The 8,319-nt window shown below is 58.7% G+C and carries 6 protein-coding genes and 1 pseudogene; 4 read left to right on the top strand and 3 right to left on the bottom strand.

Annotated elements, in window-relative coordinates; translation table 11 throughout:
* Window positions 1–260 (top strand): annotated as a pseudogene (locus H3V53_RS13380) (porin); the annotation flags it as partial.
* Window positions 261–434: 174 nt separating this feature from the next.
* On the opposite strand, the gene H3V53_RS13375 reads toward H3V53_RS13380, so the two are convergent.
* On the bottom strand, window positions 435–1,877 hold the full coding sequence (locus H3V53_RS13375) for a sialidase family protein (protein WP_336598314.1): 1,443 nt from the start codon (window positions 1,875–1,877) through the stop codon (window positions 435–437).
* 324 nt (window positions 1,878–2,201) lie between these two features.
* Complete coding sequence (locus H3V53_RS13370; protein ID WP_336598313.1) at window positions 2,202–2,387, bottom strand: hypothetical protein; 186 nt, start codon at window positions 2,385–2,387, stop codon at window positions 2,202–2,204.
* A 54-nt stretch (window positions 2,388–2,441) separates the two neighbouring features.
* On the opposite strand from H3V53_RS13370, the gene H3V53_RS13365 reads away from it, so the two are divergent.
* From H3V53_RS13365 to H3V53_RS13355, 3 genes are all read left to right on the top strand, one after another.
* The gene (locus H3V53_RS13365; protein WP_336598312.1) at window positions 2,442–3,128 is read left to right on the top strand and encodes an SGNH/GDSL hydrolase family protein; all 687 of its coding nucleotides are present in this window, start codon (window positions 2,442–2,444) and stop codon (window positions 3,126–3,128) included.
* Window positions 3,129–3,480: 352 nt separating this feature from the next.
* Window positions 3,481–5,058, top strand: coding sequence for a hybrid sensor histidine kinase/response regulator (locus H3V53_RS13360; RefSeq protein ID WP_336598311.1), 1,578 nt, complete (start codon window positions 3,481–3,483; stop codon window positions 5,056–5,058).
* A 149-nt stretch (window positions 5,059–5,207) separates the two neighbouring features.
* Window positions 5,208–6,923, top strand: coding sequence for a hybrid sensor histidine kinase/response regulator (locus tag H3V53_RS13355; protein ID WP_336598310.1), 1,716 nt, complete (start codon window positions 5,208–5,210; stop codon window positions 6,921–6,923).
* Window positions 6,924–7,024: 101 nt separating this feature from the next.
* Here H3V53_RS13355 and H3V53_RS13350 read toward each other — a convergent pair whose 3' ends face one another.
* On the bottom strand, window positions 7,025–8,050 hold the full coding sequence (locus H3V53_RS13350; RefSeq protein ID WP_336598309.1) for an AraC family transcriptional regulator: 1,026 nt from the start codon (window positions 8,048–8,050) through the stop codon (window positions 7,025–7,027).
* Window positions 8,051–8,319 lie beyond the last annotated feature (269 nt).

Raw genomic sequence — 8,319 nt, 5'->3', positions numbered from 1 at the left:
CCGTTGAACTCTCGGCTGCCTATACCTATTCGCGCGCGGGCGGTAACGCAGGCAGCGGCAGCCCGCACTGGAACCAGGTGAGCGCGATGGCCGACTACAGTTTCTCGCGGCGCACGGACGTGTACATACAGGGAACCTGGCAAGGACTTAGTGCGAGCAGCGACTCCCCACTCGGAGTCGCCTGGATTAACGGCGTGAGCGCACCGTCATCAACGAACAACCAGGTGGAAGCGACTATCGGCCTGCGTCACCGGTTTTAGGCTCGCCGCTTGGGATTGCGCGAGGGAGCCTGCGACCCAGCGGCCGCGAGTAATTGGGCGCTTTCATCGAAGAATCAGGCAGGCCGAGTCTTTGGAGCGCTCTCGCACATCGTGATGTTTTGCACGCAGCGGTGCGACCCTCGCTGCGTGCTGATTCCTAGCTGACGATTACGGCTAGGGCTGGGCAAAGACGTCTGTGCGATTACTCAGATTCCCCGAGTTCGTTTCCACGAAAAACGGCAGAAAGCGCGTGCCGGCGGCGGCCAGACCCTGGTAGTCTCCGACGAAAAAGCCTTCGGCATTGGGCGCAGTCTTGAGATCGAACGGGCCCGCCAGATGTGTTTCGTTGCCGAACGTTGACCCCTTGTCCGCCGAGATCTTTTGCCAGATATCGGTGGGCAACGTCGCTGTGTTGCCGTCGGCGAGGTTGCGGAAGTCGTAGTAGGTCACTGCCACGGTCCCCGACGAGTTGACGCGAATGCTCGGGTTGAACGCAGGCCGTCCGGTAGGCGTATTCACGCGGACGGGAGCGCTCCATGTCACGCCGCCGTCGCTCGAAGTGGAAAGGACGATCTCATCGTAATGCCCGCCATTGAAGCGGGAATCCTGCCAGACCACATAGAGCTGGCCCGTCTTCGGGTCGATGGCCGGCTCGGGAATGTCGTCCCCCGATCGCACCGCTTCGCCCGTGTTTGGATCGAACACCGAGACGGTCTGCAAACCGGTGATAATTTTTGGCTTTGTCCAGGTTGCGCCGTCGTCGGTCGATTTGATGAATGCCACCTTGCCTGCTGATTTCGAGAAGGGCGGAGTAATGAGGTTAAAGAAGTCGTACAGCGTTCCGTTTTCCGAGTCCACGACGATCTGATTGCCGATTGTCTGTTGCCGTGAAGGTAGCGCCACAATCACCGATGGTGTACTCCATGTGACTCCGCCGTCGGTTGTCTTCGAAAACAGCGAAGGCCCGCGGAAAGCAGCCGTATGTCTGTTTGCGTACGGATTTGCATTGGGCAGTTCAAGGCGATCCCACACTGCATACGCGACGCCTGTCCGGGTCGGACTGGCCGTGACCGACTCCTTGTCGTTGAAGAACTGCAAGCTCGGTTCGTTATTCGCGATGATCGTGCTCGGCTTCGCCCACGTCAGGCCACCGTCCTTCGACACTGAGGCGAGCACGGCGTTACTGTTGTTGGACTGATTGAACGAGATGGACACCGCGTACGCTGTTCCATCTGGGCCTATGGATACCCATGGGTCGGAAGCCCGCTCGTAGTCGGTCCCGCCAGCGCATGCACTGAACGGAAGGGCGGTCGGCGTGCCCCAGGTGTAACCGCCGTCGAATGACGAACTGGCAACCAGCCCATGTGCGCCGCCGTTGTCCCATCGGTCCTGTTGCCACACACCGATAAGAGCCGAAGGATTTCCGGGGTTAGCGGCGATCCACGGCTCCACTTCCGCATTCACGTAATTCTTCCCGGGGCCGCCTATATTGCAAGAGGAAAATACGCTGGGACGGGAGACGAGAACGGGCGCTGCCCGAACAGTGGAGATTGTTGTGAGGAGGACAGCAGCGAGCGGGATGCCGCTCAGCAGTGCACGAGTTTTGTGGCAACGCATGGAAGGCTCCTTCCCAATGCAGTCGACAACAGCTCGACGCAGGCCTGCTGGCAGTCGCGAAAGACGCGGGCTGGCAATCTTCGCCACCCTGCTGAAAGATGACATCGTCGGCGCGTCTTGTTCGCATATTCTTCGCTGACCAACTCGCTACCGCGTGAGTTGCTACCGACCGCGAGCGCTGGTCGCCGCCAGCGCGTCGGTCAAGCAAAATGCCGATATAAGATCGTCGTTCCTCGTCATGCAAATATGCTTTGCAGATGAGCGCACACCTTGCACAGGTCGCAATTTGTCAGAGGTGTGGAATGGACTTTAGATTCTGAAAGATCAAGTTGCGCGATTTTTTTGTAACAAGAGAAAGCGATATTCACTCTCATTCGCTAATGCAGCGAGAACTGTTGTGTCCTCGCGCACCTCGACCTTGCGCGCCGTCGCCGTCGAGCGGGAATCTGACGCGACGTCGCACAGGTGACCGGCCTTTGAATCGGCGTACCATGTGGGCGAAAGCAGCATTGGGATGTCGTTGCAATAATCGCAGCGATTGGCAAACTATTTCCCATCACTACGATGAGCCGCGAGTTTCGAGTCCTCTTTGTCGGCAACAGCTATACCACGAGAAACGATTTGCCGACGCTGGTTGCCCGGCTTCTTGAGGCGAGCATTCCCGATATGAATGTGAAAGCAGAAGTTCTCGCATTCGGCGGAGCATCGCTAGCGGCGCATTGGAACCGCGGGGAAGTCCAAAAGCGTCTGGCTGCCCAGAAATGGAATGCCGTCGTGTTGCAGGACCAAAGCACTCGAGCGCTCCGTGCATTGAAAAGCATGCAGGAATATGTGCGAAGGTTCGTCGATGAAATTCAGGCGACGGGTGCGAAGCCATATTTGTACATGACCTGGGCCCGGAAGGATAACCCGGCGTCGCAGGCAAATATCGCTACGGCGTATGAGGATCTGGAGAAAGTGACGGGAGCCAGCGTTGTCCCGGTTGGCCTCGCATGGGATCAGTTCCGCAAACTGCGGCCCGCGATCGGCCTCTACGAGTCCGATGGAAGCCATCCATCAGTGATAGGGTCATATTTGGCGGCGTGCACTCATGTTTTCTCGTTTGCCGACATTGACGCGGTCTCCGACGGGTTGGCCGGAAATAAGTTGAGTGCTCTCGACCTGAATCTGCTCCATGAGATATGCAGGACGACCGCAAGAGCTGATAAAACATTTCGGCCTGGCGAGTTGGCCGTGCCGCCGGCTGATTAACTCTAGGGCCACCACGCGGTCGAGTAGCGTAGGGCGACTATCCTCCGTCGTCGCGCTTGTGCATGAGATCGTTCCGTTTAAGGTGACGCGGCAGTACCGCCCATCACCATCAGCCAGGAAGTCGACGCGGCGCGCGTTGCGCCTGCTTCTCACTCTTATCGGTTGACGTCATTTTTTCCGCGATGTCCCGCGCCGCTGGCGTCCGGCCGTGTGGGAACAGAACATGCCCATACGTTTCGGATGCTATCGTCCTTTGGTCCATTTCCTGATAGCGGAAGGCGAAACACCTACGGCAAGGAATGGTGAAACACGACTTGTTACAGCGTCATTTCGAGTACACACGCCAACGACCATGACCGACTACCGACTACGCCCACAACTGGAAACCGTGGAGCAGACACGGGATCGCCTGCGCCGGGCAGCGGAGGCGGCCGAAATCGGCACATTCTATTGTCCGTTGCCTCTGCAGCGCCTGTACTGGAATGCGCGGTGCAAGACGCATTTCTGGCTCGACCCCGGCACGCCGGACGATGAGATCGATATCGGTACGTTCTACCGTACGATCCATCCGGATGACCGGTCCCGTGTGCGCTCTGCCGTCGAAAATTCGATAGCGGCTGGCCAGCCATACGATGTCGAATATCGCACTGTGTCGACCGAAGGTGCGGTTCGATGGCTCAGGGCGAAAGGCAGCACCTCTTTCGATGACGAAGGGCGCGCCGTACGGTTCGACGGGATCACGATCGATATCTCAGAACAGAAGCGGGTGGAAGCCGAGCGGGATGCGTTAATCGAAAGCGAACGTGCGCTGCGGCGCGCAGCGCAATCTGCGAGCGAAGCAAAGGATGCTTTCATCGCCGCGGTGTCTCACGAGTTGAGGGCGCCCCTGACTGCAATACTGGCGTGGGTTGAACTGCTTGCGCAGAGCGCCCACGACGCGGATTTCGTCAGGAACGGTATTTCCGTCGTCCGCCGCAACGTGGTCACGCAGACCCGACTGGTGAACGACCTCATGGATGCGAGTCGCATCAGCAAGGGCAAGTTCACGGTCGAGCGAACGCCCATCGCGGTTACCGACTGCTTTAGCGCTGCGCTACAGGAAGTGAGGCCGATCGCCGATGAGAAAGGCGTGTTCGTAGCGGATCTCGTTGCCGACGAGGTGCACGTGCTCGGCGACGGCCCCCGGCTGCAGCAGGTGTTCAGCAATCTGCTCAACAATGCTCTGAAGCACACGCAGCGCGGCGGGAAAATTCTGCCTTCACTCGTGGTGACTGGCAACGTGGTGCGGATCTGCGTCGCCGATACAGGCGCTGGTATCCCCCCGCAGAGGCTGGAGGAGATTTTCGAGCCCTTCGTACAGGTCGAATGCGCGATCAACCGTGAACGCGCAGGTCTCGGCCTGGGGCTAGCTATTGCGCGCAGCATCGTCATGATGCACGGCGGGGAGATCACTGCACAGAGTAGCGGGCCGGGACAGGGGGCCGCCTTCACGGTTGTGCTGCCCGTCATGAGGCAGAGCGCGCCGGCAGGTCCTGCGCGCGAACAGGCGGAAGCGGCGTCGGTCATTCACGGACGGTCCGTCCTGCTCATAGAAGACGACGCTGACACGCTGGAGGCGCTCTCACTGACGCTCCGGCTCGAGGACATGCGCGTGCGTACCGCCAGATCAGCGGCCGAAGCTCGCGAGACGCTCAAGTACCATCTGCCCGACATCATCGTGTCGGATCTGACGATGCCGGGAGAACATGGATGCGACCTGATGAAGGCCGTGCGTGCGCTGGGCATCGACGTGCCTGCGGTGGCGCTCACCGGTTACGTGAGGAAGGAAGACGAGCAGATGGCACGCGACGCCGGTTTTGACGGCTATCTGTGCAAGCCGGTTGATCCGGCGGAACTCATCTACGTCATTGGGAAACTGATCCGCAAGTGAGCGGGGCTGCAAGCATGGATCTCCACGCGCTCGTGTCGAATGAAGGAAACTTGCCCACGCATGCCGCGCTGCAGTGGCACATACATTGCGGCGAATACGATGAGGTGACCAGCAGGTCCATGTGATGGTTCGTCCCGCGCAGACTAAAAATGGAAAGCAGACCACTCCTTCCGGCCCGTTTCTACCAGCACGTTTTTTCAGTTCTTCCCAGCCCGTGTCTTATCGTCCATGCGGACCCCTGTTTCACCATTGTCGATGCGAATGATGCCTATTTGCGGGAAACCGTTAGCGAGCGGGATCAGCTGGTGGGGCAACCGCTGCTGGATGTGTTTCCGGATAACCCGGATAACCTGAAGGAAAAGGCTACGCAATCCCTGGCCGAGTCGTTGCGGTGGGTAGTCCGATACCGTCGGACGGATGCGATGCCTCTGCAAAGATATGACGTCCCAGACCGGGCGAGTGGCAACGGGCAATTTCTCAAGCGTTTCTGGAGTCCGATAAATGTGCCCGTTCTAGACCACGATGGATCGGTGGCTTTCATCTTGCACCGCGTCGAGAACGTAACGGATTTGGTCTCCGACGTTCTTCAGACGACTGATGGAAGTACTGTCCACGCGCTGCCGCACTGGTGGATCGAGAGCGAGTCGGAACTGATCAGGGGGAGTCGTCGACTCGGCAACGCCAATGCGGAACTCCGCCGTGTAAGCGAGGAAGCCGTTGAACTTGCGGCACGCCTGAAAGAAGAGAGCACGCGAAAGGACGAGTTCCTGGCAATGCTCGGACATGAATTGAGGAACCCGCTGGCCGGACTGGCTTCTGCATTTCAATTGATTCAGGGCAGCGACGCGAACCGGTCGATTCCGGTGGACATCACAGCGCTGATTCATCGACAGATTGCCACGCTCACCAGACTTGTCGATGACCTGCTCGATGCGTCCCGGGTGTCCCGGGGAGCGATCAAACTGGCGCGCGAGATCGTCGATCTGCGGATGGTGGTCGAAACCGCAGCGTACTCTGTGCGGCGAGATTTCGAGCTGAAGCGCCATACGCTGAGCATCAACATTTCTCCCGACGACTACTCGCTGCGAGGTGACGAAACCCGCTTGCAACAGGTGGTCGCCAATCTGTTGTCGAACGCAGTGAAATATACGGATGCGGGTGGGAATATCGAAGTGCGCCTCAGGACGCGCGGCCCAAAGAGAAATCGCCGCGCAGTGCTAACCGTCTCGGACAACGGGCGGGGCATTCCTCAAGCCTTTCTCGAAACCATTTTTGAACTGTTCGCACAGGTTCACACCACGATGGACCGTGCAGAGGGAGGGCTAGGCATTGGTTTGAATCTCGCGCGACGCCTCGTTGAATTGCACGGGGGAACACTTCGCGCCCAGTCACGGGGCGAGGGAAAGGGCAGCGAATTCACCGTCGAGCTGCCCCTTGTTGAAGCGCCGCAACGTCAACCCGAGCCGTCAACGACTTTGGCGTGCGTGACTGCGACGCCCAATGTGACAGTCTTGTTAGTGGAAGACAACGAGGACGTCAGGCTGGCAACGGCAGCAATGCTGGAAAGCCTCGGCTACGTCGTAACGACTGCCCGTGATGGTCCTGACGGCCTCGCGGCCATAGAGTCGACAAGGCCTGCCGTCGCGATCGTCGACATCGGGCTGCCCGGGCTCGACGGGTACGAAGTGGCCCGACATGCGCGACGTCTACTTGGTTCAAGCTGTCCATTTCTGATTGCACTGAGCGGTTACAGCGGTGCCGAAGTGGCAGCGAGGGCAAAGGCAAGCGGCTTCGACTGCTCGTTCGTCAAGCCGGTCAACGTTTCGTTGCTAAGAAGCACAATAGAGTCTTTCGCATTGGGCTAATCGAGCGTAAGTCAACGTGAATGGCGACGGGAAGCTATCAGCACCGACCACGGCTCGACCAGCTGGCAGACTCCTGCGGAAACAGCGCGACAGAAGCGAGATTAACCGCGAAGCTCTTTCGGCCCTTTACCTGTCCATCGTTTCAGTGCACGTCGGAAATTGGCGGCATCGCTAAAGCCGAGCAGTGTGGCGATATCGCTCGCGCTCATTTTCGTTGTCTGCAAGTACTCTTGCGCAAGGGAAGACCGCACGTCGTCGAGAATTGACTGGAATGATGTTCCCTCTGCCTGGAGGCGCCTGCGCAGCGTGCGTTTGACCATGTTGAATCTGGCAGCCATTGCGTCCATCGAAGGAAAGTCGCCGGGATTGGTCAGGAAGACCTGATACATCTCACCCGACAGTCCACTCGACGTTTTCTCCTGGCTGACAAGGCGATCGCATGTCTTCTGCAACAACGCTGTCGTCAACCTGTGAGCCTTCTGCGGTTTCTGGTCGAGAATCGAGCGCTCATAGACGAGCTCGCAAGCAGGCGCATCGAACTCGCAATGGCAGCCGAGATACTTTGTGTACAAGCCTGCGTGAGCGGGTGGCGGGTACGAGAAAGTGGCCCGCAGCGGTGGACATTCGCGGCCTGCGATTTCCTGAAGATGTGCGACGTTGAGACTGACTTGCTGCTCGATAAGGAACTTCCAAAGCCTGGGTGAGAGATCAGGGACGATCGGATCGACAAAAGTCCATGTGACGGTCTCATCGTGCTCCGCCCATTCGATGTTGACGGGCGGAGTCGCCAAACGGCGGTACTTCACGGCTAACCGGAAATACTCGCGCAGCGAAAGGCATGACAACAGCGCATATCCATAGATCCCATACGCTGACAGGTGTAGACGGCGACCGACCTCGAGAGCTGTAGCGGGATCTGTGGCGAGCCTGACAGCGTTCTCGCATACGGTCAGATATTGACGCACCGAAGTCAGTTCGAACGCGTCGTACAGCTTGTCAACACCAACCCCGCTCCCCTTGAGACTGTCCTCGGGTGCGATGCCCTGCTCGGCAAGCACCTCCACCACGGCGTCGATCTTGTACGGCGCATAAATCTGCTCGTTCGGCAGCGGAAGTTTCGATTTCACGGTTCTGTCCCGAATGTCCCTTTTTGACCCCTGCGAGTCCCTTAATGACCTTTCGGCGAGGAGAGTATCTCACTACCATGCTGATCACAAGCATCAGGGACCTCATCGCACCGGTCGCACACAATCAAATGACGGAGACAACGTGAACATCACTACATCGACTTCGGCATCCGCCTCGGCCTGTCACATGTACCTGGTACGCGGAAGCGTTCACGCGGCACCGCGACGACCCAAGTCACGGCGGCATCGGTAGCGCCACGCGCAATTCC

Origin of the sequence: Paraburkholderia bengalensis, from assembly GCF_037126505.1 — a bacterium.
Taxonomy (GTDB): domain Bacteria; phylum Pseudomonadota; class Gammaproteobacteria; order Burkholderiales; family Burkholderiaceae; genus Paraburkholderia; species Paraburkholderia bengalensis.
Note: the sequence above shows the minus strand (reverse complement) of the source record. Positions and strands in the feature narration are given on the sequence as shown.